The sequence below is a fragment of the Mycobacterium sp. H4Y genome (assembly GCF_000364405.1).
GTDB classification, from domain to species: domain Bacteria; phylum Actinomycetota; class Actinomycetes; order Mycobacteriales; family Mycobacteriaceae; genus Mycobacterium; species Mycobacterium intracellulare.
Genome location: NZ_AKIG01000001.1, coordinates 3,053,890 through 3,080,348, shown reverse-complemented (window position 1 = coordinate 3,080,348; position 26,459 = coordinate 3,053,890). Strand labels below are relative to the sequence as shown.

Here is a 26,459-nt window from a genome sequence, read left to right as displayed (position 1 = left end):
CAAAGCTATGCAAACTCAGGCCGGCGCGCTGGAGAAAGTCGATGGGCCCGGCCCATTTTCATGGACCGGACCCATCTTTCCCATCAAGCTACTGGTTGGACTTCTGGCGCTCCTCGGCCGCCTCGGCGCCGCCACGCGCGGCTTCCGCCTCGGCTTCCTTCTTCGCCGCGTCACGCTGCGCTTCGGCCTTGTCCTGCTGCGCCTGGCCCTCACGGGTCAGGTCATCGCGACCGGCCACCGCGCCTACGGCCTCCTTGGCCTTACCCTTGACGTCCTCGACGACGCCCTTCACCGCTTCAGCGGGTCCCGACTTGTTTTCTTCCGCCATGGATCCGTTCCTCCTCGTTGGCGTACTGTGAGCGATCCACGCTCAACGATCGCGAGCGATCGATCCGGTCATACGGCGAACCCGGTCCTCATTGCTCGAGACCGCATATGTCACCGCGTTGTAGCGGGTTCCCCTGCCGTCGGCGGCTCAAACGCAGCGCCGGGCGTCGGAACATTCGGTACCGGCAGGCTCGAAAATCGCTCCCGCACGCCAACTGTGCGCATAATGCACCCCACCGACGCCCCGTTGTGCTGCGATGAGGCAGGATGTGAAATGCCGTTCCGGATGAGATCGCCCGGGATGGCACTCTCATGCGAGGAGTCTGATGACGGAGTCCAGGGAGCCCCACGTCGCCGGCCCGGCGGCTCCGAGGCAGGAGCCCACGAACGGACTGGCTTCCGGCCAGGCGCTGACCCGGGCCAGGTATTCGCGAGTGCTACTCAAGCTCGGCGGCGAAATGTTCGGTGGCGGCCAGGTGGGCCTGGATCCCGACGTCGTGGCGCTGGTGGCGCAGCAGATCGCCGAGGTGGTCCGCGGCGGCGTCCAGGTCGCCGTCGTGATCGGCGGGGGCAACTTCTTCCGGGGGGCGCAGCTGCAGCAGCGCGGCATGGAACGCACCCGTTCGGACTACATGGGCATGCTGGGCACCGTCATGAACAGCCTCGCGCTGCAAGACTTTCTGGAGAAGGAAGGCATCGTCACCCGCGTCCAGACCGCGATCACCATGGGTCAGGTCGCCGAGCCCTACCTGCCACTGCGCGCCGTACGCCACCTGGAAAAGGGGCGCGTGGTGATCTTCGGTGCCGGCATGGGCCTGCCGTACTTCTCCACCGACACCACCGCCGCGCAGCGGGCGCTCGAGATCGGCGCCGAGGTGGTGTTGATGGCCAAGGCCGTCGATGGCGTCTTCTCCGCGGACCCGCGGCAGTATCCCGAGGCCGAGCTGATCACCGCGATCAGTCATCGCGAGGTCATCGACCGCGGGCTACGAGTGGCCGATGCCACCGCGTTCAGCCTGTGCATGGACAATGGCATGCCGATCCTGGTGTTCAACCTGCTGACCAATGGCAATATCGCCCGGGCGGTCGCTGGTGAGAAAATCGGGACTCTGGTCACCACCTGATGAGGAGCGGCGCAGATGATTGACGAGGCTCTCTTCGACGCTGAAGAGAAAATGGAGAAGGCCGTAGCGGTCGCCCGCGACGACTTGTCGACCATCCGGACCGGGCGCGCCAATCCCGGCATGTTCTCGCGGATCGTGATCGATTACTACGGCGCCGCCACCCCCATCACGCAGCTGGCGAGCATCAACGTCCCCGAGGCGCGCCTGGTGGTGATCAAGCCCTACGAGGCGAGCCAGGTGGGGGCGATCGAGACGGCGATCCGCAACTCCGACCTGGGCGTGAATCCCACCAACGACGGCACCCTGATCCGCGTGGCGGTCCCGCAGCTCACCGAGGAACGTCGCCGCGAGCTGGTCAAACAGGCCAAGAGCAAGGGGGAGGACGCCAAGGTCTCGGTGCGCAACATCCGCCGCAAGGCGATGGAGGAGCTGCACCGCATCCGCAAGGACGGCGAGGCCGGCGAGGACGAGGTCGGCCGGGCCGAAAAGGACCTGGACAAGACCACGCACCAGTACACCACCCAGATCGAAGAGTTGGTCAAGCACAAAGAAGGCGAGCTGCTGGAGGTCTAGCGACCACTCGGCAGCTAAGTTGACTCAGGCCCGTGGCTACCCCAGATCCCGGCGCAGGCACCCCGCCCGACGAGCCCGGCGCCGCAGCCCAGCCGGAGCCTGCGTTCACGGCGATGCCGCCGCCCGCGAAGAAGACCTCGCGGGCCGGCCGCGACCTGCGCGCCGCGATCGCGGTGGGCGCCGGTATCGGCGGCGCTTTGGTCGTCACGCTGGTGTTCGCCCCCCGCTTTTGGGTCCCGATCGTCGCGATGGCCATCCTGGTCGCCACCCACGAGGTGGTGCGGCGGCTGCGTGAAGCCGGATTCGTCATTCCGGTCATCCCGTTGCTGGCCGGCGGGCAGCTCACGGTGTGGCTGACCTGGCCGTTCCACGCCGCCGGCGCGCTGGCGGGCTTCGGCGTCACCGTGGTGGCGTGCCTGTTTTGGCGATTGTTCATGCAGGACAACCGCACACCGCCCGAACCCGCCGGTGGGTCCCCGTCGCCGTCCTACCTGCGCGACGCGTCCGCCACAATTTTCCTGGCCGCGTGGGTGCCGCTGTTCGCGTCCTTTGCCGCGTTGCTGGTGTATCCCGCCGACGGCGCGGGGCGGGTGTTCTGCCTGATGATCACGGTGGTCGCGTCGGACGTGGGCGGCTACGCCGTCGGCGTGTTGTTCGGCAAGCACCCGATGGTCCCGGCGATCAGCCCGAAGAAGTCCTGGGAGGGGCTCGCCGGTTCGCTCGTCCTGGGCATCACCGCGGCGACCCTGACCGCGACCTTCCTCGCCGGCAAACCGCCGTGGGTGGGCGCGCTGCTGGGTCTGGTGCTCGTTTTGACCTGCACGCTCGGCGATCTGGTGGAATCGCAGATCAAGCGCGACCTCGGCATCAAGGACATGGGCCGGCTGCTGCCCGGCCACGGCGGACTGATGGACCGCCTCGACGGCGTCCTGCCGTCGGCGGTCGCGGCGTGGACGGTGCTGACGCTCGTTCCCTAGGTCGGCCCGACGTGACCGATACTGGACAGGTCATGGTCCAACAACTGGTGTTCTCCGAGCCGCGACCCGGCAAGCCGCCGCGGCACCTGGCCGATCTCGACGCGGACGGCCGCGCCGCCGCCGTCGCCGAGCTGGGGCTGCCGGCCTTTCGCGCCAAGCAGCTGGCGCATCAGTATTACGGGCGGCTGATCGCCGACCCGCGGCAGATGACCGACCTGCCGGCCGGGCTGCGCGACGCGATCGCCGACACGATGTTCCCGATCCTGCTCACCGCGGTCTCCGAGGTGGCCTGCGACGCCGGCGAGACGCGAAAGACGTTGTGGCGGGCCCTCGATGGGGTCACCGTGGAGTCGGTGTTGATGCGCTATCCGCAGCGCAACACGGTGTGCATCTCGTCGCAGGCCGGCTGCGGCATGGCGTGTCCGTTCTGTGCGACGGGCCAGGGCGGGTTGAGCCGCAACCTGTCGACGGCCGAGATCCTCGAGCAGGTGCGCGCCGCCGCCGCGGTGCTGCGCGACGACTTCGGCCCGCCCAGTCAGCGGCTGTCCAACGTGGTCTTCATGGGCATGGGGGAGCCGTTGGCCAACTACGCCCGGGTGGTCGCCGCGGTGCGGCGCATCATCGCCGCGCCGCCCCACGGGTTCGGCATTTCGGCCCGTTCGGTGACGGTGTCGACGGTCGGCCTGGCGCCCGCGATCCGCAAACTCGCCGACGAAGGGCTCGCGGTGACCCTGGCGCTGTCGCTGCACGCGCCCGACGACGAACTGCGCGACACGCTGGTGCCGGTCAACAACCGGTGGAAGATCGCCGAGGCGCTCGACGCCGCACGGTATTACGCCGACGTCACCGGCCGGCGGGTATCGGTGGAGTACGCGCTGATCCGTGACGTCAACGACCAGCCGTGGCGGGCGGACCTGTTGGGGCAGCGGCTGCATCGCGCGCTGGGGCCGTTGGTGCACGTCAACCTGATCCCGCTGAACCCGACGCCGGGCAGCGAGTGGGATGCGAGCCCGAAGGCGGTCGAGCGCGAGTTCGTGCGGCGGGTCCGCGCCAAGGGCGTGTCCTGCACGGTCCGCGACACCCGCGGCCGGGAGATCAGCGCCGCGTGCGGCCAGCTGGCCTTCGAGAACCGGTAGCGAGAGCGCAGGCGCTCACCCGGCGCCCAACGTGGACTTGGTGCGGCGAAACACCGCGAATTCGCCGCACAACTCGACGCTCGGCCGCGCCGAAGGCGCCAGCTACCTGATCCAGCCGCGCCGGCGGCCCCACAGGTCGCGGATCAGGACGACGAGGACCAGGGCCGCGAAGCCGATCAGGAACCAGTCCTCGATGTGGCCGACGTGGTTGCCGCGCAGCATCGCCAGCAACAGCCCGAAGATGCACAGGCCGACGATGTGCCAGGTCCGGTGATTGATCCGGCTCCAACCCCACGCCGCCGACGGCACCTCGACGGAGTCGACGCCGGTGAAGTGTTCGACCTCGGTACTGGCCACGGCGAATCCCTTTCGGATCGGATCGGCTTGCTGAATCCAAATTCTGGCATAAGGCCGCGCCGCGGGCGCGGCCGCATCGTGGCCCCCGTCCGGGCCGGGCGGCACAATGAATGGGTGACCAACCCGACGACCGACGGGCAAACCCCGGGCCGCGTGCGCGTGCTGGTGCTGGGCAGCACCGGCTCCATCGGCACCCAGGCGCTGGACGTCATCGCGGCCAATCCGGACCGCTTCGAAGTGGTCGGCCTGGCCGCGGGTGGGGCGAACCTGGACACGCTGCTGCACCAGCGCGCCGCCACCGGTGTGACCAACATCGCGGTCGCCGACGAAGCGGCGGCGCGGCGGGCCGGCGACATCCCCTTTGCCGGGCCCGAGGCCGTCACCCGGCTGGTCCAGGAGACCGAGGCCGACGTCGTCCTCAACGCGCTGGTGGGGGCGCTGGGCCTGCGGCCCACCCTGGCCGCGCTGGAGTCGGGCGCCCGGCTGGCGCTGGCCAACAAGGAATCGCTGATCGCCGGCGGTCCGCTGGTGCTCAAGGCCGCCAAGCCCGGCCAGATCGTGCCGGTCGACTCCGAACATTCCGCGCTGGCCCAGTGCCTGCGCGGCGGGACTCCCGACGAAGTCGCCAAGCTGGTGCTGACCGCGTCCGGCGGCCCGTTCCGCGGCTGGACCGCCGCCCAGCTCGAGGACGTCACCCCCGAGCAGGCCGGCGCCCACCCGACGTGGTCGATGGGCCCGATGAACACGCTGAACTCGGCCTCGCTGGTCAACAAGGGGCTCGAGCTCATCGAGACCCACCTGCTGTTCGGCCTTCCCTATGACCGCATCGAGGTGGTCGTGCACCCCCAGTCGATTGTTCATTCGATGGTCACCTTCGTCGACGGCTCGACCCTCGCCCAGGCCAGCCCGCCGGACATGAGGCTGCCGATCGCGCTGGCCCTGGGCTGGCCGCGCCGGGTGCCCGGCGCGGCCGCCTCCTGCGACTTCAGCACGGCGTCTAGCTGGGAATTCGAGCCCCTGGACAACGACGTCTTCCCCGCCGTCGAGTTGGCCCGGCACGCCGGGCAGACCGGCGGCTGCATGACCGCGGTCTACAACGCCGCCAACGAGGAGGCGGCGCAGGCGTTCCTGGCGGGCCGCATCGGGTTCGGTGCCATCGTCAAAACCATCGCCGACGTGCTGCACGCCGCCGACCAATGGGCCGTCTCACCCGCTAACGTGGATGAGGTACTCGACGCGCAGCGCTGGGCACGGGAGCGGGCCCAGCGTGTCGTCGCACAGGCGCAGCCCGCCAACTTATCGGTCAAAGCCTCCGGAGCGGTGTGAGAAAGGTCCTCGCAGCCTAATGATGTTCGTCATCGGCATTGTGCTGTTCGCACTGGCCATCCTGATCTCGGTGGCCCTGCACGAGTGCGGCCATATGTGGGTTGCGCGCGCCACCGGCATGAAGGTGCGGCGCTACTTCGTCGGCTTCGGCCCCACGCTGTGGTCGACCCGCCGCGGCGAGACCGAGTACGGCCTCAAGGCCGTGCCGCTGGGCGGATTCTGCGACATCGCCGGCATGACCTCGGTGGAGGAGCTGGCGCCCGACGAGACCGACCGCGCCATGTTCAAGCAGGCGGTCTGGAAGCGCGTCGCGGTGCTGTTCGCCGGGCCCGCCGCGAACTTCGTCATCTGCCTGGTGCTGCTCTACGGCATCGCGCTGGTGTGGGGCCTGCCCGACCTGCACCCGCCCACCAAGGCGGTGGTCGGCGAAACCGCTTGTGTGGCACCGGAAGTGGCGCCCGGCAAGATCGCGGACTGCACCGGGCCCGGGCCGGCGGCACTCGCCGGAATCCGTCCCGGCGACGTCATCGTCAAGGTGGGCGACACCCCGGTGTCGACCTTCGAGGAGATGGCCGCGGCCATCCGCAAGGTGCACGGCAACACCCCGATCGTCGCCGAGCGGGACGGCACCGCCATCACCACCTACGTCAACGTCACGCCCACGCAGCGCTACCTGACCACCGGGCCCGACGGGCAGGGCGCTCAACCGCAAGCCTCGACGGTCGGCGCCATCGGCGTCGGCGCCGTCCGGACCGGCCCGACGCACTACGGGGTGCTCTCGGCGATCCCGGGCAGTCTGGCGTTCGCCGGGGACCTGACCGTCGAGGTGGGCAAGGCGCTCGTCACAATTCCCACCAAGGTCGGTGCGCTGGTGCACGCCATCGGCGGCGGCCAGCGCGACCCGCAGACGCCGATGAGCGTGGTCGGAGCCAGCATCATCGGCGGCGACACCGTCGACCACGGACTGTGGGTGGCGTTCTGGTTCTTCCTGGCCCAGCTGAACCTCATCCTGGGCGCGATCAACCTGGTGCCGCTGCTGCCCTTCGACGGCGGGCACATCGGGATCGCGATGTTCGAAAAGGTCCGCAACCTGATCCGCTCGGCCCGGGGCATGGTCGCGGCCGCGCCGGTGAACTACCTCAAACTCATGCCGGCGACGTACGTCGTGCTGGTGTTCGTGGTCGGCTACATGCTGCTGACCGTGACCGCCGATCTGGTCAACCCGATCAGGCTGTTTCAGTAGGAGAACTCATGTCCGTTGGCCTGGGCATGCCGGACGCCCCGGCGCCCACGCTCGCACCCCGGCGCAAAACGCGCCAACTGATGGTGCGCGACGTCGGGGTCGGCAGCGACCACCCGATCTCGGTGCAGTCGATGTGCACCACCAAGACCCACGACGTCAACACCACGCTGCAGCAGATCGCCGAGCTGACCGCGGCCGGCTGTGACATCGTCCGCGTGGCCTGCCCGCGTCAGGAGGACGCCGACGCGCTGGCCGAGATCGCCCGGCACAGCCAGATCCCGGTGATCGCCGACATCCACTTCCAGCCGAAGTACATCTTCGCCGCGATCGACGCGGGATGCGCCGCGGTGCGGGTGAACCCGGGCAACATCAAGGAATTCGACGGCCGCGTCGGCGAGGTCGCCAAGGCCGCCGGCGCCGCCGGCATCCCGATCCGCATCGGGGTCAACGCGGGCTCGCTGGACAAGCGGTTCCTGCAGAAGTACGGCAAGGCCACCCCCGAGGCGCTGGTCGAGTCCGCGCTCTGGGAGGCCTCGCTGTTCGAGGAACACGGCTTCGGCGACATCAAGATCAGCGTCAAGCACAACGACCCCGTGGTGATGGTCGCCGCGTACGAGCAACTGGCGGAGCGGTGCGACTATCCGCTGCACCTCGGTGTCACCGAGGCCGGCCCCGCGTTCCAGGGCACCATCAAGTCCGCGGTCGCGTTCGGCGCGCTGCTGTCGCGCGGGATCGGCGACACCATCCGGGTGTCGCTGTCGGCGCCGCCGGTCGAAGAGGTCAAGGTCGGCATCCAGATCCTCGAGTCGCTGAACCTGCGCCCGCGCGGGCTCGAGATCGTGTCCTGCCCGTCGTGCGGCCGCGCGCAGGTCGACGTCTACACCCTGGCCAACGCCGTCTCGGCGGGCCTCGACGGTCTCGACGTCCCGCTGCGCGTCGCCGTGATGGGCTGCGTGGTCAACGGTCCGGGGGAGGCCCGGGAGGCCGACCTCGGCGTCGCATCGGGAAATGGCAAGGGGCAGATCTTCGTTCGCGGCGAGGTGATCAAGACCGTGCCCGAGGCGCAGATCGTCGAGACCTTGATCGAAGAGGCGATGCGGCTCGCCGCTGAAATGGGCACAGAGATGGGCGGCGATCACGGACCGGACACAACATCGAGCGGTTCGCCGGTTGTGACCGTAAGCTGATAAACGCCAGCGCCCTGGCCCTCAGATCGCACCACAGAGAGTTCGCCACATGTCGGCTCCGCCCCTTTTCCGCCTGGTCGGCGAGCGTCGGGTGTCCGTGGTGCGTGATGCGGCCGCGGTCTGGCGGGTTCTTGAGGACGATCCCGTCGCCTCGTGCATGGTCGCGGCCCGGGTGGCCGACCACGGCGTCGACCCCAATTCCATCGGCGGGGAACTGTGGACGCTGCGCGGCGCCGAGCAATCGCTGTGCTTCGCCGGCGCCAACCTGATCCCGCTGCGCGGCGCCCCGGCCGACCTGAGCGCGTTCGCCGACGAGGCCATGCGCGGGACGCGGCGCTGCTCGTCGCTGGTCGGCAGGGCCGACCTGGTGATGCCGATGTGGGAGCGGCTCGAGGGGGCGTGGGGGCCGGCCCGCGACGTGCGCGACCGCCAGCCGCTGCTGGCGTTGTCCACCCACCCGAGCTGCGACATCGACACCGCGGTGCGCCAGGTCCGGCCCGAGGAGCTGGACGCCTACCTGGTGGCGGCCGTCGACATGTTCATCGGCGAGGTGGGCGTCGACCCGCGGATCGGGGATGGCGGTCGCGGCTACCGGCGGCGGGTGGCCAGCCTCATCTCGGCCGGTCGCGCCTGGGCACGGTTCGAGCACGGCCAGGTCGTCTTCAAGGCCGAGGTGGGCTCGCAGTCGCCGGGGGTCGGCCAGATCCAGGGGGTGTGGGTGCACCCGGAGTGGCGCGGCCTGGGCCTGGGCACCGCCGGCACCGCCACGGTCGCCGCGGTGATCGTCGGCAGCGGGCGGACGGCCAGCCTCTACGTCAACGACTTCAACGCGGTGGCGCGCGCGGCCTACGCCCGCGTCGGCTTCGCCGAGATCGGCACCTTCGCGACGGTGCTGCTCGACTAGTTGTGCTCCCCGGCAGCGGCCGCCGCCCGGCTGGGCGGGCGCCGGCCGGCGAACGCCCGACTGCCCGGGCGCTCGGCATCGGGGCGAGCTGCCACGACCACGCATAACGGTTCGGTCTCGGTGTGGCGGCGCCGCAGTTCACCCCGCAGCTCATAACATCAGCACCGATGGTAACTAGAACAACAGCGGCCTCATCCGTTTCAGGCCTGCTGCTCGTCGCGGTCATCGCGCTGTCCGGGTGCACGCCCCGGCCCGACGGCCCGGGCCCGGCCGCGGAGAAGTTCTTCCGCGCCCTCGCCGTCGGCGACACCGCGACGGCCGCCCAGCTCAGCGACAGCCCCAACGAGGCGCGCGAAGCGCTCAACGCCGCCTGGTCCGGCCTGCAGGCGACCCACCTCGACGCGCAGGTCCTCAACGCCAAGTACGCCGAGGACACCGGCACGGTCGGCTATCGCTTCGCCTGGCACCTGCCCAAGAACCGCGTCTGGAGCTACGACGGCCAGCTGAGGATGGCGCGCGACGAGGGCCGCTGGCGGGTGCGCTGGACCACCACGGCTCTGCACGCCAAACTGGGCGAGCACCAGACGTTCGCGCTGCGCGCGGATCGGCCGCGCCGCGCCTCGGTGAACGAACTCGGCGGCAGCGACGTGCTGGTGCCCGGCTACGTGTACCACTACACGCTGGACGCCACCCAGGCCGGACCCGCGCTGTTCGGCACGGCGCACGCGGTGGTCGACGTACTGCACCCGTTCAACGACACGCTCAACGACCCGCAGCTGCTCGCCGAGCAGGCCAGCTCGACACCCCACCCGGTCGACCTCGGCGTCACGCTGCACCCCGACGACAACGACAAGGTGTTCCCGGCGATCGGCCGGCTGCCCGGCATCGTGGTCACGCCCCAGCCCGAAATGCTGCCCACCGACCCGCATTTCGCGCCCGCGGTCGTCGCCGCGGTGAAGAAGGCCGTGGTGGACCAGCTGGACGGCGAGGCCGGCTGGCGGGTGGTGAGCGTCAACCAGAACGGCGTCGAGGTCGAGGTGCTGCACGAGGTCGAGGGATCACCGGCCCCCTCGGTGTCGCTCACGATGGACCGCGCGGTGCAGAACGCCGCCCAGCATGCGGTGGACACCCGCGGCGGCAAGGCGATGATCGTGGTGATCAAGCCCTCGACCGGGGAGATCCTCGCGATCGCCCAGAACGCGGGCGCCGACGCCGACGGCCTGCCGGCCACCACCGGGCTGTTCCCGCCCGGGTCGACGTTCAAGATGGTCACCGCCGGCGCGGCGGTCGAACGCGACATGGCCACGCCCAACACCATGCTGGGCTGCCCGGGCCGCCTCGACATCGGGCACCGCACCGTCCCCAACTACGGGGGCTTCGACCTCGGGGTGGTGCCGATGTCGCGGGCGTTCGCCAGTTCGTGCAACACCACCTTCGCCGAGCTCAGCAGCAAGATGCCCCCGCGCGGCCTGACCCAGGCGGCCTCCCGCTACGGGCTCGGGCTGGATTACCAGATCGACGGCATCACCACGGTGACCGGCTCGGTGCCGCCGACGGTCGACCTCGCCGAGCGCACCGAGGACGGCTTCGGCCAGGGCAAGGTGCTGGCCAGTCCGTTCGGCATGGCCCTGGTGGCGGCGACGGTCGCGGCCGGCAAGACGCCGGTGCCGCAACTGATCGCGGGCCGCCAGACGGCCGTGCAGGGCGACGCCACGCCGATCAGCCCGAAGATGATCGACGCGCTGCGGCCCATGATGCGGCTGGTGGTGACCAACGGGACCGCCAAGGAGATCGCCGGCTGCGGCGAGGTGTACGGGAAGACCGGTGAGGCCGAGTTCCCGGGCGGGTCGCATTCCTGGTTCGCCGGCTACCGCGGCGATCTGGCGTTCGCGGCGCTGATCGTCGGGGGTGGCAGCTCGGAGTACGCCGTCCGGATGACCAAGGTGATGCTCGAGTCGCTGCCGCCGGACTTTCTGGCCTAGCAGTCCTACGGGCCCGGTCCGCTTCGGCCGCGGCGGCGGTAAATTGCGAGCATGACCGATACCGGCGGCGACATGGTGGCGTTGCGCGTCTCCGACGCCGACCGCAACGGCACGATGCGGCGACTGCACAACGCGGTTGCGCTCGGGCTGATCGACATCGACGAGTTCGAGCAGCGCTCCTCGCAGGTGTCCTACGCGCGCACGCGCGGGGAGCTGGACCATCTGGTCGGCGACCTGCCGGGACCGGGCGCCATCGTCACCTCGGCGGCCGACCGGGTGGAACTGCGCGGCTGGGCGGGCTCGCTGAAGCGGCACGGCGAATGGACGGTGCCCACCCGCCTGGCGCTGGTGCGCCGGCTGGGCTCGGTGGAACTCGACCTCACCAAGGCCCGGTTCGCCGGGCCGGTGGTGGTCGTCGAACTGGACATGCGGTTCGGCTCCGTCGAGATTCGATTGCCCGACGGCGCCAGCGCGTCGATCGACGACGTCGAGGTCTACGTGGGCAGCGCCAGCGATCGCCGCAAAGACCCGCCTGGTGAGGGCAGGCCGCACGTCGTGCTGACCGGGCGAGTGGTGTGCGGTTCGGTGATCATCCGGGGCCCGCGCCGCTCGCTGCTGCGCCGCCAGCGAGTCTGATCGCCGGGGGGACCCCGGTTAAGCTGGTCGCATGCCCGCTCGCACCGCGCTTTCCCCCGGAGAGTTGTCCCCGACTCTGCCGGTGCCCGGCAACGTCCCGCGCCCCGAGTACGCCTGGAAGCCGACGGTCCACGAGGGCAGCGAGCCGTGGGTGCAGACGCCCGAGGTGATCGAGAAGATGCGGGTCGCCGGCCAGATCGCGGCGCGCGCACTGGTGGAGGCGGGCAAGGCGGTCGCGCCCGGGGTCACCACCGACGAACTCGACCGGATCGCCCACGAATACATGGTCGACCACGGCGCCTATCCCTCGACGCTGGGCTACAAGGGCTTCCCGAAGTCGTGCTGTACGTCGCTCAACGAGGTCATCTGCCACGGCATCCCCGACTCGACGGTGATCGAGGACGGTGACATCGTCAACATCGACGTCACCGCCTACATCGACGGCGTGCACGGCGACACCAATGCCACCTTCCTGGCCGGCGACGTCGCCGAAGAACACCGGCTGCTGGTGGAGCGGACCCGGGAGGCGACGATGCGCGCCATCAACGCCGTCAAGCCCGGGCGTGCCCTGTCGGTTGTCGGCCGCGTCATCGAGTCGTACGCTAACCGGTTCGGCTACAACGTCGTTCGCGACTTCACCGGGCACGGCATCGGCACCACGTTCCACAACGGGCTGGTCGTCCTGCACTACGACCAGCCCTCGGTGTCGACCGTCATGCAGCCGGGCATGACGTTCACCATCGAACCGATGATCAACCTCGGCGGCCTGGACTACGAGATCTGGGACGACGGCTGGACGGTGGTCACCAAGGACCGCAAGTGGACCGCGCAGTTCGAGCACACCCTGCTGGTCACCGACACCGGCGTCGAAATCCTCACGCTGCCATGAGGGCCCCACTGCTCGCCGCGCACGGGTGAGCGGGGCGCTGCTGGTCGCCGGCACCAGCTCCGACGCCGGCAAATCGGTGGTGGTGGCCGCCCTGTGCCGGTTGCTGGCCCGCCGCGGAACCCGGGTCGCCCCGTTCAAGGCGCAGAACATGTCCAACAACTCCGTGGTCACCGTCGAAGGCGGCGAAATCGGTCGCGCCCAGGCGATTCAGGCCCGCGCGGCCGGCCTGGAGCCCAGCGTGCGGTTCAATCCGGTGCTGCTCAAGCCGGGCAGCGACCGCACCTCGCAGCTCGTGATCAAGGGCCGGGTCACCGACTCCGTCAGCGCGAAAAGCTATGTCCAACACCGCGATCGGCTCGCCTCCGTCGTACTCGACGAATTGGCATGCCTGCGAGACGAATTCGACGCGGTCATCTGCGAGGGCGCCGGATCACCCGCCGAAATCAACCTGCGCGCCACCGATTTGGCCAACATGGGGCTGGCCCGGGCCGCCGGCCTGCCGGTGGTCCTGGTCGGCGACATCGACCGCGGCGGCCTGCTCGCGCACCTGTTCGGCACCGTCGCGGTGCTCGAGCCCGACGACCAGGCGCTGATCTCCGGTTTCATCGTCAACAAGTTCCGGGGCGATCCCGCGCTGCTCGAGCCGGGATTGCGTCAGCTGCAGGCCATGACGGGGCGGCCCACCTACGGGGTGCTGCCGTACGCCGAGGAGCTGTGGCTCGATGCCGAGGACTCGCTGTCCGTGGTCGCGCACCGCGTCATCGGCACGCCCGCCCCGCCGCGCGGCGACGAGTGGCTGCGGGTGGCCGCGGTCCGGCTGCCCCGGATCTCCAACTCCACCGACGTCGAGGCGCTGGCCTGCGAACCGGGCGTGGTGGTGCGCTGGGTCGCCGACCCCGCCGGCGCGGCCGACGCCGACCTGATCGTCGTCCCGGGCAGCAAGGCCACCGTCGCCGACCTGTCCTGGTTGCGCGAGCGCGGCCTGGCCGAGGCGATCGTGTCGCACGCGCGGGCCGGCAAACCGGTGCTGGGGATCTGCGGGGGATTTCAGATGCTGTGCCGTCGTATCGATGACGCGGTGGAGTCCGGCGCCGGCGAGGTGCCGGGGCTGGGGTTGCTCGACGCCGACATCGCCTTCGATCCGGCCAAGACCCTGCGCCGCTGGCGGTGTGGGATCGACGGTCCCTTGGGCGGATACGAGATCCATCACGGGCGGATCGCGCGCTGCGCCGAGCAAACCTGGTTCGCCGCGGGCACCGATCCGCAACCGCAAGGTGTGGTGCGCGGCGCGATCTTTGGGACGCATTGGCACGGCGTGCTCGACAACGACGACTTCCGGCGCGCCTGGCTCACCCGGGTCGCCGACGCCGCGGGCCGGGGCGGCTTCGTGGTCGACGACGACACCAACGTCGCCGCGCGGCGCGACGCCCAGCTCGATCTCGCCGCCGATCTGCTGGCCGCCCATCTCGACGTCGACGCCGTCCTCGGGCTGCTGCGCGGCCCGCCGCCGGCGCGTCCGCATCTGGCAAGTCTGTTGCGCCCGTAAGGTATTCGCCGAAGTCGCGATGTGAACGCCGCCGTTGACGACGCGGCCGGCGGGCCGTCATCGAGTGCCGGTGGAAACTGTGTCCCTGTATCACATGCCGCAGAATCATCGCGCGCGCATGCCGTTTGGCTGTAGCGTGCTTGGGTGTCCTCGATGATGACCACCCTGGAGGGGTTCCCGGTCCCGGTCGTTGTGGCCGGACCGGAGACGGGCGTCGTCGTCGTCATATTGGGCGACGAGGAACGCGCCCCCGCCGCGTATGACGCGGTCTGCGAGCGCCTGCACACCGCATCGCTGCGGACGGTCGTGATCGGCTTCGACCCGCGGCTGACCCCCAAGTCGGTGATCGGCATTCTCGACGCCCTGGGAATCGGTTGGGCCGTCGTCATGGGCGACCGCGCCGGTGGCGACCTCGCGTGGGAACTGACGGCGACCCGGCTGGGCCGGTTCGTCGGGCTGGTGGTGATCGACCGCGGGCATCCGCGCGCCGGCGATCGCGACGGCGCCATCCGCGACGGGCACTGCCCACCGGTGGAGATCGGCACCACCGTGTTGGTCAGCTCGCCGGCCGCCCGGTCGGTGGCCCAGGCCAGCCAGCAGTACGTCTACGCCGACTACCGGGTGGTGCATCTGGGACGGCGCACCGTGCAGGAGTCGACGGCGCAACTGGCCGCCGAGATCATTTTGCGCACCAGCACCTGGTAGCGCCTGGTTGACTAACGGTCATGGCCTCCGACGATGACGCCGTGACCGACCCGATGCTCTCGCTGAGTGCTCTGCGGCAGCTGGTGGCCGCCGGCGCGGTGGACACGGTCATCGTGGCGTTCGCCGACATGCAGGGACGCCTGGTCGGCAAGCGGGTGGCCGCGCAACTGTTCGTCGACGAGGTGGCCACCCGGGGCGCCGAGTGCTGCGACTATCTGCTGGCGGTCGACGTCGACATGAACACCGTCGATGGCTACGCGATGTCGAGCTGGGACACCGGATACGGCGACACCGTGCTGAGGCCCGATCTGTCCACCCTGCGGCGCATTCCCTGGCTGCCCGGCACGGCCCTGGTGATCGCCGATGTGGGCTGGGCCGACGGCAGCCCGGTCGCCGTGTCACCGCGGGCCATCCTGCGCCGCCAGCTCGATCGGCTGGCCCGGCGCGGGTGGAGCGCCGACGCCGCGACCGAGCTGGAATTCATGGTGTTCGACGAGACCTATCGCCAGGCGTGGGCCGGCGGATACCGCGGCCTGACCCCGGCCAGCGACTACAACATCGACTACGCGATCGCGGCGTCGTCGCGCATGGAGCCGCTGCTGCGCGACATCCGCAACGGAATGACCGGCGCGGGCCTGCAATTCGAGGCCGTCAAAGGCGAATGCAACAGGGGACAGCAGGAGATCGGTTTCCGTTACGCCGAGGCGCTGGTCACCTGCGACAACCACGTCATCTACAAGAACGGGGCCAAGGAGATCGCCGATCAGCACGGCAAGAGCCTGACGTTCATGGCGAAATACGATGAGCGAGAAGGCAACAGCTGCCACATACACCTCTCGCTGCGCGACCCGCAGGGCGGCGCGGTGTTCGCCGACCCCGCCCGTCCGCACGGCATGTCGTCGACGTTCTGCAGCTTTGTGGCCGGGCTGCTGGCGACCCTGCGCGAATTCACCGTGTTCTATGCGCCGAACATCAACTCCTACAAGCGATTCGCCGACGGCAGCTTCGCGCCCACCGCGGTGGCCTGGGGGCTGGACAACCGCACCTGCGCGCTGCGGGTGGTCGGCCACGGGCCCAACACCCGGGTCGAGTGCCGGGTGCCCGGCGGCGACGTCAACCCGTATCTGGCGGTGGCGGCGATCGTCGCCGGCGGGCTGTACGGTGTCGAACGGGGCCTCGAGCCACCGGAGCCCTACGCGGGGAACGCCTATCACGCCCCCGGCGTCGAGCGGCTGCCCGCCACCCTGGCCGAGGCGGCCTCGGCCTTCGAGCGCTCGACGCTCGCGCGCGAGGTGTTCGGCGACGACGTGGTCGCCCACTACCTGAACAACGCCCGCGTGGAACTGGCGGCGTTCAACGCCGCGGTCACCGACTGGGAAAGGACGCGTGGTTTTGAACGGCTCTGAGCTGGATGGTGGCGACCCGCTGCGCCCGGCTGCGCCGCGCTTGCGATCGCCACGCAAGTCCGCGCGCCCGGTCGTGGGCCTGACCACGTACCTCGAGCGGGTGCAGACCGGGATCTGGGACATCCCCGCCGGATACCTGCCGACCGACTACTTCGAGGGTGTCATCCAGGCCGGCGGGATCGCCGTGCTGCTGCCCCCGCAGCCGGCGGACGACGAGATCGTGGGCTCGGTGCTCGACGGCCTGCACGCGCTGGTGATCACCGGGGGCTATGACCTCGACCCCGCCAGCTACGGCCAGCAACCGCATCCGACGACCGATGAACCCCGCACCGACCGCGACGCCTGGGAGTTCGCGCTGCTGCGCGCCGCGCTGCAGCGGGGGCTGCCGGTGCTCGGGATCTGCCGCGGCGCACAGGTTCTCAACGTCGCGCTCGGCGGCACGCTGCACCAGAACCTGCCCGACGTTCTCGGGCACAGCGGGCACCGCGCGGGCGACGGGGTGTTCACCCGGTTGCCGGTGCGCACCGTGGCGGGCACCCGGCTGGCCGCACTGGTGGGGGAGTCCGCCGACGCGCCGTGCTATCACCATCAGGCCATCGACAGAGTCGGGGACGGCCTGGTGGTCAGCGCGACCGATGCCGACGGCGTCATCGAGGCGCTGGAGCTCCCCGGGGACCGGTTTGTGCTTGGCGTGCAATGGCATCCGGAGCAGTCCCTGGAGGATCTGCGATTGTTCGCCGCGATCGTGGACGCGGCCCGGGCGTATGCGGGGCGCTGACGTGGGCGCGACGCAGCTGATCAACCCGGCGACCGAGGAGGTGCTGCGCACGGTCGAGCACGCCGACGCGGCGGCGGTCGACGACGCGGTGCGCCGCGCGCGGGTGGCGCAGCGGCGGTGGGCGCGGCTGTCCCCGGCCGAACGAGCCTCCGGCCTACGGGCTTTCGCCGCCGCCGTCGACGCCCATCTCGACGAGCTCGCGGCCCTCGAGGTCGCGAACTCGGGTCATCCCATCGGGTCGGCCGAGTGGGAGGCCGGCCACGTCCGCGACGTGCTGACCTACTACTCCGCCAGCCCGGAACGGTTGTCCGGCAAGCAAATTCCGGTGTCCGGCGGGCTGGACGTCACGTTCAACGAACCGCTGGGCGTGGTCGGTGTGATCGCCCCGTGGAACTTCCCGATGCCCATCGCCTGCTGGGGGTTCGCGCCGGCGCTGGCGGCGGGTAACGCCGTGCTGGTCAAGCCCGCCGAGGCGACGCCGCTGACCACGATCCGCCTCGGTGAGCTGGCGGCCGACGCCGGCCTGGACCCAGACCTGCTCCAGGTGCTGCCGGGACCGGGCCCGGTGGTGGGGGAGCGGTTCGTCACGCACCCCGACATCGCCAAGATCGTGTTCACCGGCTCCACCGAGGTCGGCAAAAGGGTGCTGGCCGGGGCGGCGGCCCGCGTCAAGCGGGTGACCCTGGAGCTGGGCGGCAAGAGCGCGAACATCGTGTTCGCCGACTGCGATCTGGAGCGGGCGGCCGCGACCGCGCCGGCCGGGGTGTTCGACAACGCCGGGCAGGACTGCTGCGCCCGCAGCCGGATCCTGGTGCAGCGCAGCGTCTACGACCGCTTCATGGAGCTGCTCGAACCCGCCGTCAAAGGTGTCGTCGTCGGGGACCCCGCGTCCCGGGGCACCGAAATGGGCCCGCTGGTGTCGGCCGCGCACCGCGCCAGGGTGGCGTCCTACGTGCCCGACGGCGCCCCCGTCGCGTTTCGCGGCACCGCGCCGAGCGGGCGCGGATTCTGGTTCCCGCCAACGGTTCTCACACCGCAGCGCACCGACCGCACCGTCACCGAAGAGATCTTCGGCCCGGTGGTCACGGTGCTGGCCTTCGACGACGAGCAGGACGCCGTCACGCTGGCCAACGACACCGCCTACGGCCTGTCCGGATCGATCTGGACGAACGACCTGTCCCGCGCCCTGCGGGTGTCCCGCGCGGTCGAAGCCGGGAACCTGTCGGTGAATTCGCACTCGTCGGTGCGGTACAACACCCCGTTCGGCGGTTTCAAGCAGTCGGGCCTGGGCCGCGAGCTGGGCCCGGACGCGCCGCTGCACTTCACCGAGACGAAGAACGTTTTCATCGCGATCGGGGAGGATTAGGCGGTGGCGGTCGATCTCACCCAACGGTTGGCGGGCCGGGTCGCCGTCGTCACCGGCGCCGGCGGCGGCATCGGGCTGGCCTCGGCGCGGCGGATGCGCGCCGAGGGCGCCACCATCGTGATCGCCGACGTCGACCACGACGCGGGCGCGGCCGCGGCCGACGAGCTGTCCGGCCTGTTCGTGCCCACCGACGTCGCCGACGAGGACGCGGTCGACGCGCTGTTCGATACCGCGGCGCAGGCCTACGGCCGCGTCGACATCGCGTTCAACAACGCCGGCATCTCACCCCCCGACGACGATGTCATCGAGAACACCGAGCTGCCCGCCTGGCAACGCGTCCAGGACGTCAACCTGAAGTCGGTGTACCTGTGCTGCCGGGCGGCGTTGCGGCACATGGTTCCCGCGCGGCGCGGCTCGATCATCAACACCGCGTCGTTCGTCGCCGTCCTGGGGTCGGCGACGTCGCAGATCTCCTACACCGCGTCCAAGGGTGGGGTGCTGGCCATGTCGCGGGAGCTGGGGGTGCAGTTCGCCCGGCAGGGCATCCGGGTGAACGCGCTGTGCCCCGGGCCGGTCAACACCCCACTGCTGCAAGAGCTTTTCGCCAAGGACCCCGAACGGGCCGCGCGCCGGCTGGTGCACGTGCCGGTGGGACGCTTCGCCGACCCCGGCGAAATCGCCGCGGCCGTCGCGTTTTTGGCGAGCGACGACGCGTCGTTCATCACGGCGTCGACGTTCCTGGTCGACGGCGGCATCAGCTCGGCCTACGTGACTCCGCTCTAACGGCGGTACCCACCGGCCCTGACCACGCGGGCGCCTTCGCCCGCCGGTCCCCGCCCAGGCCTTGCGCGGCGGACGCGGCCGTCGTCCAGCTGCGCGGCACCGACAGCGCGCCCAGCGACACCCCGCGGCCCACGCGCGCGTTCACCCCGTCGACGGCGGCCGGCCTGGGGAACAGTGTGCGCAGCGCCGCCGCCTTGTTCATCGAATTCAGGTGGCCGATCGCGAAATCCGACGGCGCGGTCAGCGAATTCAGCTTCGACAGCGACGGTGTCACCGAGGAAAGGGACGCCTCGAACGTGGTCCGCGATGCCGACGACAGGTGCTTGAGCGCGCCGGGAATGGCCGACATCACGCGGCGGCCGGCCGATATGACGTCGGGCGCCGCCTTCAACGGCCAGCTGTCTGCGCGCGCACCGGCGTCGGAAGGCGGAGGGGTGAACGGGGCCAACGTCGCCGCGCCGGCGGCGGCGTCGGCGTAGGCGTACATGGCGCCGGCGTTGCGCGCCCACATGGCGTCGTAGTCGGTGTCGACGTCCGCGATCGCCGCGCTGTGCTGGCCCAGCCAGTTCGCCGACACCAGCGCCGTGCGGCGCGCGCGGTTGCCCGCGATCGCCGGTGGGGGCACCGTCGCCGCGAACGCCGCGTCGTGCGCCCCGGCCGCCGCGCCCAGCTGCACGGCCGCCTCCTGGCTCCGTGCGGCGTTGGCGTCCAGCCAGTCGACGTAGCGGGCGGCCTCGCGCAGCGCCGAGGGCGCCGGGCCCTCCCATTGCGCCGCCAGCTTCGCGGTCACCGCCCGGTAGTCGGCCGCCGCGGCGCAGAGCCGCGCGGCCAGCTTGTCCCACGCCGCGGCGGCCGCGACCATCGATCCCGCACCGGGACCCGAATACATCAGCGCCGAGTTGATCTCCGGGGGCAGCGTCGCGAAATCCATTACAGCCTCCGCCGGGGGCGGGCGGTGTGGTTGGTGCTCGAAAACATTGGGGGCGTCCTTCACGAGATAGACACGGGGGATATGAGCCCTGTCGCGCGAATGCGCGGCGTGCGGCGATCAGACGCGGGCGATGCAGAGCCGGGTCAAGGTATCTCGGTCGGTGGCAATGATTGCGGGAGAACGGGATTGGGCGTGGTCGGGCGCCGCACGCACCGGGCCGAACGTCGTCGGCGCCGGTGACAGGGCCACTTGCGCTGACGAACGGTTCCAGGTTTGGGGCCGTTCCTTCGTCATCCACATGCTGTGAAACGGCTTCTTGTTGGTGTTGTCCGCCGGTGCCGGCGGCTGCCACGCGGCCGGCGCCGGGCGGCCGACGGCGGAGTGGAGGCCCCGGGGGAGCGCATGCGCGCCGACCCCGGCGGCCGGGCCGGACCAGGCGGCCGGCTCGGGCAGGCTGGACGCGGCGAACTGGGGCCGCAGCGACGAACCGGCTATCAGCGCGATGAACACACCCAGGGCTGCGACGATCGCGGTGGCGGGCCGCCACCGCCGAGTCTGACCGCCAACCCGGAACAACACAGTGCGCCGAATGTACAACGTGAATCGTGGTAAACCGGTCGGAACGAGCTGTGAAGTCGGTCCGAATCCACGGTTGGTGCAGCTAGGGGCGGAAAACGATGAGCGGGATCGCCATCTCGGCCGGGCTGGCTCCGCCGTGGAAACCGATCAGGCGCGAGGCTTCCGGCGGCTCGTGCGCGCTGGCCAGCACCGCCGTGTCGCCCGAGCAGACCACCACCACGTCGCCCAGCCGCTCCAGGTGCGGCGCGGCGACCGGCCCGAACATCCCGGTGGCCACCGCCTGCTCGCGGCTGTACACGGTCGCCCGGCCGTCGAGCACCTCGGCCCACGCGGCCCGCACGTCGGGCGCGGCGCCCGGCTCGGTGTGCAGGTAGCGGACCCGGGGCTCGCCGGCGACCACCCGGACGCCCCGGGCCAGCCGGGGGTCGGCGTCGAGGTCGATGCGGGCCTCCGGCGGGACGTTGAGGCCGCCGTGGTCGGCGGTCACCAGCAGCGCCGCGTTCGGCGGCAGCGCCTCGAGCAGGCGCGAGAGCAGCGTGTCGACGCTCGCCGCGGCCGCATGCCACTGCTCGGAGCCGACGCCGAAGACATGGGCCGCGGTGTCGAGTTCGGCGGTGTAGCCGTAGACCAGTCCGGGCGCCGAGCGCAGGTCGTCGACCACCAGCTGGGCGTAGTCGTCGGCGGGGCCGGCCGGGCGGAATTCCGCGCCACGGTACGCGGCCTCGGTCAGCCCACTGCCGAGGAACAGCGCCGGCAGCACCGCGCGGGCGCTGACGCCGGCCTCTTTGAGCCGCTGAAACCAGGTCGGCACCGGCTGCCAGACGGCCGGCGAGGGATCGTCGCGCCACCGGACGTGGTTGAGCACCGTCTCGGTGCCCGGCACCCGCAGGGTGAAGCCCAGAACCCCGTGCTCGCCGGGCGCCGCACCGGTGCCCAGGGACACCAGGCTGGTCGGCGTCGTCGACGGGAAGGTGCACTCCAGCCGGGTCAGCCGGCCGGTGCCGCCCCCCAGCACGGAGGCCAGCAGCGGCGCGCCGCCCGCCAGCTGCGGAAGCAGGTGCCAGCCCAGCCCGTCCACCAGCACGACGAGCACCCGGTCGATCCGATCGGAGCCGGCCCGCTCCGTCACCGCCAGGGTGTCGACCGCGCCCGGAACGCCGAGCAGGGCGGCCGCGGCGGGCAGCACGTCACGCAGGGAACCGGGCACCGGGCCAGTCTGACGTCGAAGCTAGACGCGCGCCAGTCGCCGGTCGGTCACCGCGTGGCCCCCTCCCGCGCCGTCAGCACCGAGAGTGCGGCCTGTCCCGGCGACGGTCCGCCGTCGTTCGGCGGCACGGTGCGGTGGGTGAGGACCTCGAAACCGTTGCGCTGCAATAAGTCACGGCAGGCGCGCGTCAGCAGAACGTTCTGGAACACCCCGCCGGTGAGCCCCACCAGCCGGGTGTCGCCGGCCACCCGCGCCACCACGTCGGCGACCGCGTCCGCGACCGCGAGGTGGAACGCCGCGGCCAGCACCGCGCGCGGCGTCCCGGCGTACAGCGCCGCGACCAGCGTCTGCACCATCGGCGCCGGATCGATCACCCCGTCGGGGCGCACCGCCAGCGGCAACGACGGCCGGGGCCGCCCGGGATCGCAGCCCGCCGACTCCGCCAGCGCCTCGAGCTCGACCGCGGCTTGCCCCTCGTAGTCGATGCGGTGCCGCACCCCGAGCAGGGAAGCGACCGCGTCGAACAGCCGTCCCATGCTCGAGCACGGCACACAGCCCGTCCCGGTCTCCAGTTGCGAACGGACCAGGCGCAGTGCGTCATCGGTCGCGGCGGCGACGGGCGCCAGATCCGGGGTCCAGTCGATGTCGGCCGTCCATAACTGGGACAGCGCCATCCGCCACGGTTCGCGCACCGCCGCATCGCCGCCGGGCATCGGCACCGGCCGCAGGTGGCCGATCCGCACGAACTGCCGGCTCCGGGCGCCCAGCGCCAAAATCTCTCCGCCCCAGATCGTTTCGTCACCGCCGTTACCGGTGCCGTCGAAACAGACCCCGACGATGGGTTCGCCGATGCGCCCGCGCTCGGCCAGCAGCGACACCACGTCGGCGCGGTGGTGCTGAACGAGATCCAGCGGCCCCCCTGGTGCCGGGCACATGGTTCAGTACCCGTCTTCGGCCGCGGGTAGTGCCGCCCCGTGCAACGCCGCGACGATCTCTTCGACCGCCCGCGCCGCCCGGGGGACGGCCTTGGCGACCGGCTCGGTCAGCCCGATGCCTTCCTGGACGCTGCCGGCCTCGCAGCCGACGACGACGGTGTAGGGCGGACGGCCGCCCAGCGCCCGCAGGCTGGCGAAGACCGCGGCGGGGTCCATGCTGTGGCCATCCAGACCGCTTGTCCGCGAGGGCGATTCGTGATCGGCCTGGAAGACGTGCAGCGTGCCGGGATGGCCGCGGCTGGGTACGGCGTCGACGAGGACCAGCGTGTCCCACTCCTCGAGCAGGTCATAGGCCAGGTGCATCCCCCTGATTCCGTAGTCGATGACCTGGACCATCGGATCATCTTGCGGCAGTTCGGCATTGCGGACCACTTCGGAGCCGAATCCGTCATCCCCCAGGAAGCTGTTGCCGATCCCGGCTACCAGGATGCGGGCTGTCATGCCGGCACCGCAGTCCGCCGGCTTTGATCGTCCGCCTCGCGCCACTGCGCCGGCCGCGGTGAAAGTCCCGTCGGCTGCACCGGGCGATCCGCCATGGCGTCACCCCCCGACCGTGTCGACGGTGCGCTCCGTGGTACCCCTCGATCTTCGAATCACGGTGCCGTGCACACGCGACGCGGCGCCCGAGACCTTGCCGCGCAGAGCACGGGTCAACGGTGGTGCTGTCTGGACTGCCGCTTCCGTTGGCATGCTGCAGCTTTCCGGAGCCGGGCCGGGGCTCCTGCGCCGCCGGAGTCGACCGTCGGCCCACTTGCGCGGCGCTGTTTTTTGGGTCTACTCCCGCTGCCGAGCGTTGTCAACGCTTCGTGCGCCTCGCACGCCCGCGCCCGGTGAGCCGCTAGGTCGCGGATTCGGCCCCCAGGTCGGTGGGGCCCCACTTTTCCTCGATGCGGCCGTAGCGCCAGACGAGCAGGGCCACCGCCCAGGTGAGGACGAACATGCCGACGACGACGTAGCCGACCGCGTTGAGGTCCAGCCCGCCGATCCAGGTCCAGAAGGCGCCCCGCCAACCGAATTGGTCGGCGAACAGGACGAGCAGTTCGACGCTCCCGATCAGCAGGGCGACGGCCACCGACAGCGCGGTGATGGTGATGTTGTAGTAGATCTTGCGCACCGGATTGGAAAACGCCCAGCCGTAGGCGAAGTTCATGAACGAACCGTCGATGGTGTCCAGCAGGCACATGCCCGCGGCGAACAGCACCGGCAGGCAGATGATGGCGTACCACGGCAGCCCGGCGGCGGCGCTGGTGCCGGCGAGCACCAGAAGTGCGATCTCGGTGGCGGTGTCGAAGCCCAGCCCGAACAACAACCCGATCGGGTAGCAGTGCCACGACTTGGTGATCGACTTGGTGAGCCGGCCGAGCACCCGGTTCATCAGTCCGCGGCTCTGCAATTGCCGCTCCAGCTCGGCCCCGTCGGTCTCGGGGTCGAATTCGCCGCGGCGCAACCGCGCGAACACGCGCAGGATGCCGGCCAGGACGATGAGGTTGAGAAGGGCGATCGCATACAGGAAGACGCCGGAGACGCTGGTGCCGATCAACCCGGTGTAGTGGTGCAGCGTCGAGGAGTCGTCCTCGACCGGCCCGACGACCGTTTTCACCCCGCCCGCCAGCAACAGCGCCAACGCGAACACCACGGTGGAGTGGCCCAGCGAAAAGAAGAAGCCGACGGCCAGCGGGCGCTGCCCGTCGTTCATCAGCTTGCGGGTGGTGTTGTCGATGGCGGCGATGTGGTCGGCGTCAAAGGCGTGCCGCATACCCAGCGTATAGGCCGTCAATCCGATCCCGACACCAAAAGCTTTGCCGCCCAAGCTGTATTGGGCCGGTGCCACCAAGAACACCAGGGTGAGCCAGCCGAGCAGGTGCAGCGCGACGATGGACGCGAGCATCGCGGCCAGCCGCCACCACTCCGCTGTGGTCAGGGCGCCGAGAAGTCTGGTCACCCGTGACGGCCGCCGGTCGATCTCGGTGCTGGCCACTGGGGTCCTTCCGGCGCGTCCTTGCGGTATCGGGCTGAGAACAACCGGCCACGACTGTAAGTTCCCCGCCGCGCCGGATGCAAGTGAAGCGCGGATTCTTGGCCCTCGACACTGAACCGCTCACGCCCGAGCCGCCGCCGAGGTCAGTGCAGACCCAGTAGCGCGTTCTCCACCACCTCGGCCAGGGCCGGATGAATCCAGTATTGCCCGCGGGCCGTCTGCAGGGCGGTCAGCCCGAAGCTCATCGCCTGGATCAACGGCTGGATGATCGACGAGGCCTGATCACCCATGATGTGCGCACCCAGCAGGCGGCCGGTGCCGCGCTCGGCGACGAGCTTGACGATCCCGGTGGTGTCCTCGGCCGCCCAGCCGTAGGCGACGTCGCCGTAATTCTGGATCTTCACCGAAATCTTGAAACCCTGTGCGATGGCCTGGTTTTCGGTCAGCCCGACGGAGGCGATCTGGGGATCGGTGAACACCGCCGCGGGCACGTAGCGGTGGTCGGTGGCGGCCAGGGCTTCGGTGTCGTCCCAGTCGCACAGCAGGTTGTGCTGCACGACGCGCGCCTCGTGGTTGGCGACGTGCTTGAGCTGATACGACGAGGAGACGTCGCCGAGCGCGAAAACGCCACGCGCCGTGGTCCGCTGGTACTCGTCGACGACCACCAGGCCGTCGGTGACGGTGACGCCGGCCTGCTCGGCGTCGAGCAGATCGCCGTTGGGCACGCGGCCGGTCGCCACCAGCAGCGCGTCGGCGTTCACGGTGCGACCGTCGTCGAGTTGCACCGCGACGCCCGAACCCTGGTTTTCGGCGCCCACGACGTTGCGGTGGGTGTGCAGCTCCCACTTGCTGGCCGCGATGCGGGTGAAGCGTTCGCCGACGACGTCGTCGAGGTGCCGCAGCAATGTGGAGCCCCGGACCACCAGGGTGACCCGCGAGCCCAGGGAGGAGAAAGTGTGGGCGAATTCGGCTGCGACGAAACCGCCGCCGACGATCACCAAATGCTCGGGCAGTTCAGGGATTCGCATGATCGTGTCGCTGGTGTGGTACGTCGCGCCGCACTCGAGGATCGCGGGCGGGACCACGGCGCGCGCCCCAGCCGCGATCACCACCTGATCGGCCGTGAACTCGTCGCCGGCGTCGGTGCGCAACAGGTAGCGCCCATCGGGTTGGACCGCGCCGAACCGGGTGTGCTGTTTGTACACATCGATATTGGGCGCGGCGTTGCGATAGTCCTCGCCGCTGACCCCGATCGGGTCGATGCGCCCGAACACGCGCGAGACGATGTCGTCCCAGCGCACCCGCTCGATGCGGGCGTCGATGCCGTAGCGCGCCGCCTCCCGGATGCTCTGGGCGACCTCGGCGGCGTAGACGAACATCTTGGTCGGGATGCACCCGACGTTCAGGCACGTGCCCCCGAACGTGCCCTGTTCGCAGATGGCCACCCGTTTGTCGGCGAAGCGTTCATCGAGAATGCTGTTGCCCGAACCGGTTCCGATGATCGCGACGTCGTAGGTCTCCACA

25 protein-coding genes and 1 pseudogene are annotated in these 26,459 nt (G+C 70.4%); 17 read left to right on the top strand and 9 right to left on the bottom strand.

Features of this window, described 5'->3' with window-relative positions:
* Positions 1-88: 88 nt before the first annotated feature.
* Positions 89-328 (bottom strand): CsbD family protein, encoded by a 240-nt coding sequence (locus W7U_RS13555; RefSeq protein ID WP_008258793.1) that lies wholly within the window; start codon positions 326-328, stop codon positions 89-91.
* Between the two features lie 325 nt (positions 329-653).
* On the opposite strand from W7U_RS13555, the gene pyrH reads away from it, so the two are divergent.
* The 4 genes from pyrH to rlmN are packed head-to-tail and all read left to right on the top strand — an operon-like array spanning position 654 to position 4,137.
* Entirely contained in the window at positions 654-1,451 is a 798-nt protein-coding gene (gene pyrH, locus W7U_RS13550; RefSeq protein WP_014712070.1) for a UMP kinase, read from the top strand.
* A gap of 15 nt (positions 1,452-1,466) precedes the next feature.
* Complete coding sequence (gene frr, locus W7U_RS13545) at positions 1,467-2,024, top strand: ribosome recycling factor (RefSeq protein WP_008258791.1); 558 nt, start codon at positions 1,467-1,469, stop codon at positions 2,022-2,024.
* Between the two features lie 32 nt (positions 2,025-2,056).
* Positions 2,057-3,001 carry a phosphatidate cytidylyltransferase gene (locus tag W7U_RS13540; RefSeq protein ID WP_036429090.1) on the top strand — a complete coding sequence of 315 codons (945 nt, stop codon included), beginning with the start codon at positions 2,057-2,059 and terminating at the stop codon, positions 2,999-3,001.
* Positions 3,002-3,033: 32 nt separating this feature from the next.
* Positions 3,034-4,137 carry a 23S rRNA (adenine(2503)-C(2))-methyltransferase RlmN gene (gene rlmN / locus W7U_RS13535; protein ID WP_008258789.1) on the top strand — a complete coding sequence of 368 codons (1,104 nt, stop codon included), beginning with the start codon at positions 3,034-3,036 and terminating at the stop codon, positions 4,135-4,137.
* Between the two features lie 102 nt (positions 4,138-4,239).
* On the opposite strand, the gene W7U_RS13530 is transcribed toward rlmN, so the two are convergent.
* On the bottom strand, positions 4,240-4,494 hold the full coding sequence (locus tag W7U_RS13530; RefSeq protein WP_036390065.1) for a DUF2631 domain-containing protein: 255 nt from the start codon (positions 4,492-4,494) through the stop codon (positions 4,240-4,242).
* Between the two features lie 114 nt (positions 4,495-4,608).
* Here W7U_RS13530 and dxr point away from each other — a divergent pair, with 114 nt between their 5' ends.
* From dxr to W7U_RS13465, 13 genes are all read left to right on the top strand, one after another.
* On the top strand, positions 4,609-5,820 hold the full coding sequence (gene dxr, locus W7U_RS13525) for a 1-deoxy-D-xylulose-5-phosphate reductoisomerase (protein ID WP_020823213.1): 1,212 nt from the start codon (positions 4,609-4,611) through the stop codon (positions 5,818-5,820).
* Between the two features lie 19 nt (positions 5,821-5,839).
* Entirely contained in the window at positions 5,840-7,063 is a 1,224-nt protein-coding gene (locus W7U_RS13520) for a M50 family metallopeptidase (RefSeq protein WP_008258786.1), read from the top strand.
* 8 nt (positions 7,064-7,071) lie between these two features.
* Complete coding sequence (ispG, locus tag W7U_RS13515; protein WP_008258784.1) at positions 7,072-8,250, top strand: flavodoxin-dependent (E)-4-hydroxy-3-methylbut-2-enyl-diphosphate synthase; 1,179 nt, start codon at positions 7,072-7,074, stop codon at positions 8,248-8,250.
* A gap of 49 nt (positions 8,251-8,299) precedes the next feature.
* Positions 8,300-9,154, top strand: coding sequence for a GNAT family N-acetyltransferase (locus W7U_RS13510; RefSeq protein WP_008258775.1), 855 nt, complete (start codon positions 8,300-8,302; stop codon positions 9,152-9,154).
* Between the two features lie 167 nt (positions 9,155-9,321).
* Positions 9,322-11,136, top strand: a complete 1,815-nt coding sequence (locus tag W7U_RS13505) for a penicillin-binding transpeptidase domain-containing protein (RefSeq protein ID WP_008258774.1) — start codon at positions 9,322-9,324, stop codon at positions 11,134-11,136.
* 51 nt (positions 11,137-11,187) lie between these two features.
* Positions 11,188-11,772 carry a DUF1707 domain-containing protein gene (locus W7U_RS13500; RefSeq protein ID WP_008258773.1) on the top strand — a complete coding sequence of 195 codons (585 nt, stop codon included), beginning with the start codon at positions 11,188-11,190 and terminating at the stop codon, positions 11,770-11,772.
* A 31-nt stretch (positions 11,773-11,803) separates the two neighbouring features.
* Positions 11,804-12,661: a type I methionyl aminopeptidase gene (gene map / locus W7U_RS13495; protein ID WP_008258772.1), complete on the top strand. Its 858-nt coding sequence runs from the start codon at positions 11,804-11,806 to the stop codon at positions 12,659-12,661.
* Positions 12,662-12,686: 25 nt separating this feature from the next.
* Positions 12,687-14,207, top strand: a complete 1,521-nt coding sequence (locus tag W7U_RS13490; protein WP_008258771.1) for a cobyric acid synthase — start codon at positions 12,687-12,689, stop codon at positions 14,205-14,207.
* 153 nt (positions 14,208-14,360) lie between these two features.
* Positions 14,361-14,912, top strand: coding sequence for an alpha/beta hydrolase (locus tag W7U_RS13485; RefSeq protein ID WP_008258770.1), 552 nt, complete (start codon positions 14,361-14,363; stop codon positions 14,910-14,912).
* A 20-nt stretch (positions 14,913-14,932) separates the two neighbouring features.
* The gene (locus tag W7U_RS13480) at positions 14,933-16,318 is read left to right on the top strand and encodes a glutamine synthetase family protein (protein ID WP_008258769.1); all 1,386 of its coding nucleotides are present in this window, start codon (positions 14,933-14,935) and stop codon (positions 16,316-16,318) included.
* Positions 16,299-17,096, top strand: coding sequence for a gamma-glutamyl-gamma-aminobutyrate hydrolase family protein (locus W7U_RS13475; RefSeq protein ID WP_232518832.1), 798 nt, complete (start codon positions 16,299-16,301; stop codon positions 17,094-17,096). The genes W7U_RS13480 and W7U_RS13475 overlap by 20 nt, the downstream gene beginning before the upstream one ends.
* Before the next feature lies 1 nt (position 17,097).
* Entirely contained in the window at positions 17,098-18,462 is a 1,365-nt protein-coding gene (locus W7U_RS13470) for an aldehyde dehydrogenase family protein (protein ID WP_008258767.1), read from the top strand.
* A gap of 3 nt (positions 18,463-18,465) precedes the next feature.
* A complete protein-coding gene (locus tag W7U_RS13465; RefSeq protein WP_008258766.1) occupies positions 18,466-19,245 on the top strand; it encodes a 3-oxoacyl-ACP reductase in 780 nt (259 codons plus the stop codon).
* Here W7U_RS13465 and W7U_RS13460 read toward each other — a convergent pair.
* From W7U_RS13460 to mtr, 7 genes and pseudogenes are all read right to left on the bottom strand, one after another.
* On the bottom strand, positions 19,217-20,176 hold the full coding sequence (locus W7U_RS13460; RefSeq protein ID WP_008258765.1) for a PPE family protein: 960 nt from the start codon (positions 20,174-20,176) through the stop codon (positions 19,217-19,219). The two genes, W7U_RS13465 and W7U_RS13460, sit on opposite strands and share 29 nt — an antisense overlap.
* 117 nt (positions 20,177-20,293) lie before the next feature.
* Positions 20,294-20,755, bottom strand: a complete 462-nt coding sequence (locus W7U_RS13455) for a hypothetical protein (RefSeq protein WP_014712063.1) — start codon at positions 20,753-20,755, stop codon at positions 20,294-20,296.
* Positions 20,756-20,837: 82 nt separating this feature from the next.
* On the bottom strand, positions 20,838-21,962 hold the full coding sequence (locus tag W7U_RS13450) for a nucleotide pyrophosphatase/phosphodiesterase family protein (protein ID WP_008258763.1): 1,125 nt from the start codon (positions 21,960-21,962) through the stop codon (positions 20,838-20,840).
* Between the two features lie 47 nt (positions 21,963-22,009).
* A pseudogene (locus W7U_RS13445) lies at positions 22,010-22,876 on the bottom strand (hydrogenase maturation protein); the annotation flags it as partial.
* Positions 22,877-22,900: 24 nt separating this feature from the next.
* Complete coding sequence (locus W7U_RS13440) at positions 22,901-23,398, bottom strand: hydrogenase maturation protease (RefSeq protein WP_008258761.1); 498 nt, start codon at positions 23,396-23,398, stop codon at positions 22,901-22,903.
* Between the two features lie 397 nt (positions 23,399-23,795).
* Entirely contained in the window at positions 23,796-24,935 is a 1,140-nt protein-coding gene (locus tag W7U_RS13435) for a HoxN/HupN/NixA family nickel/cobalt transporter (RefSeq protein WP_008258760.1), read from the bottom strand.
* Between the two features lie 143 nt (positions 24,936-25,078).
* Positions 25,079-26,458: a mycothione reductase gene (gene mtr / locus W7U_RS13430; RefSeq protein WP_008258759.1), complete on the bottom strand. Its 1,380-nt coding sequence runs from the start codon at positions 26,456-26,458 to the stop codon at positions 25,079-25,081.
* Between the last annotated feature and the right edge of the window lies 1 nt (position 26,459).

Excerpts from the sequence above, each read along its gene's own strand:
- ispG (WP_008258784.1), top strand. The coding sequence starts at position 7,072 with ATGTCCGTTGGCCTGGGCATGCCGGACGCCCCGGCGCCCACGCTCGCA.
- W7U_RS13480 (WP_008258769.1), top strand. The coding sequence starts at position 14,933 with ATGGCCTCCGACGATGACGCCGTGACCGACCCGATGCTCTCGCTGAGT.
- map (WP_008258772.1), top strand. The coding sequence starts at position 11,804 with ATGCCCGCTCGCACCGCGCTTTCCCCCGGAGAGTTGTCCCCGACTCTG.
- rlmN (WP_008258789.1), top strand. The coding sequence starts at position 3,034 with ATGGTCCAACAACTGGTGTTCTCCGAGCCGCGACCCGGCAAGCCGCCG.
- W7U_RS13485 (WP_008258770.1), top strand. The coding sequence starts at position 14,361 with ATGATGACCACCCTGGAGGGGTTCCCGGTCCCGGTCGTTGTGGCCGGA.
- W7U_RS13460 (WP_008258765.1), bottom strand. The coding sequence starts at position 20,176 with ATGGATTTCGCGACGCTGCCCCCGGAGATCAACTCGGCGCTGATGTAT.
- W7U_RS13520 (WP_008258786.1), top strand. The coding sequence starts at position 5,840 with ATGATGTTCGTCATCGGCATTGTGCTGTTCGCACTGGCCATCCTGATC.
- pyrH (WP_014712070.1), top strand. The coding sequence starts at position 654 with ATGACGGAGTCCAGGGAGCCCCACGTCGCCGGCCCGGCGGCTCCGAGG.
- W7U_RS13510 (WP_008258775.1), top strand. The coding sequence starts at position 8,300 with ATGTCGGCTCCGCCCCTTTTCCGCCTGGTCGGCGAGCGTCGGGTGTCC.
- W7U_RS13440 (WP_008258761.1), bottom strand. The coding sequence starts at position 23,398 with ATGACAGCCCGCATCCTGGTAGCCGGGATCGGCAACAGCTTCCTGGGG.
- frr (WP_008258791.1), top strand. The coding sequence starts at position 1,467 with ATGATTGACGAGGCTCTCTTCGACGCTGAAGAGAAAATGGAGAAGGCC.
- W7U_RS13505 (WP_008258774.1), top strand. The coding sequence starts at position 9,322 with ATGGTAACTAGAACAACAGCGGCCTCATCCGTTTCAGGCCTGCTGCTC.
- W7U_RS13555 (WP_008258793.1), bottom strand. The coding sequence starts at position 328 with ATGGCGGAAGAAAACAAGTCGGGACCCGCTGAAGCGGTGAAGGGCGTC.
- W7U_RS13500 (WP_008258773.1), top strand. The coding sequence starts at position 11,188 with ATGACCGATACCGGCGGCGACATGGTGGCGTTGCGCGTCTCCGACGCC.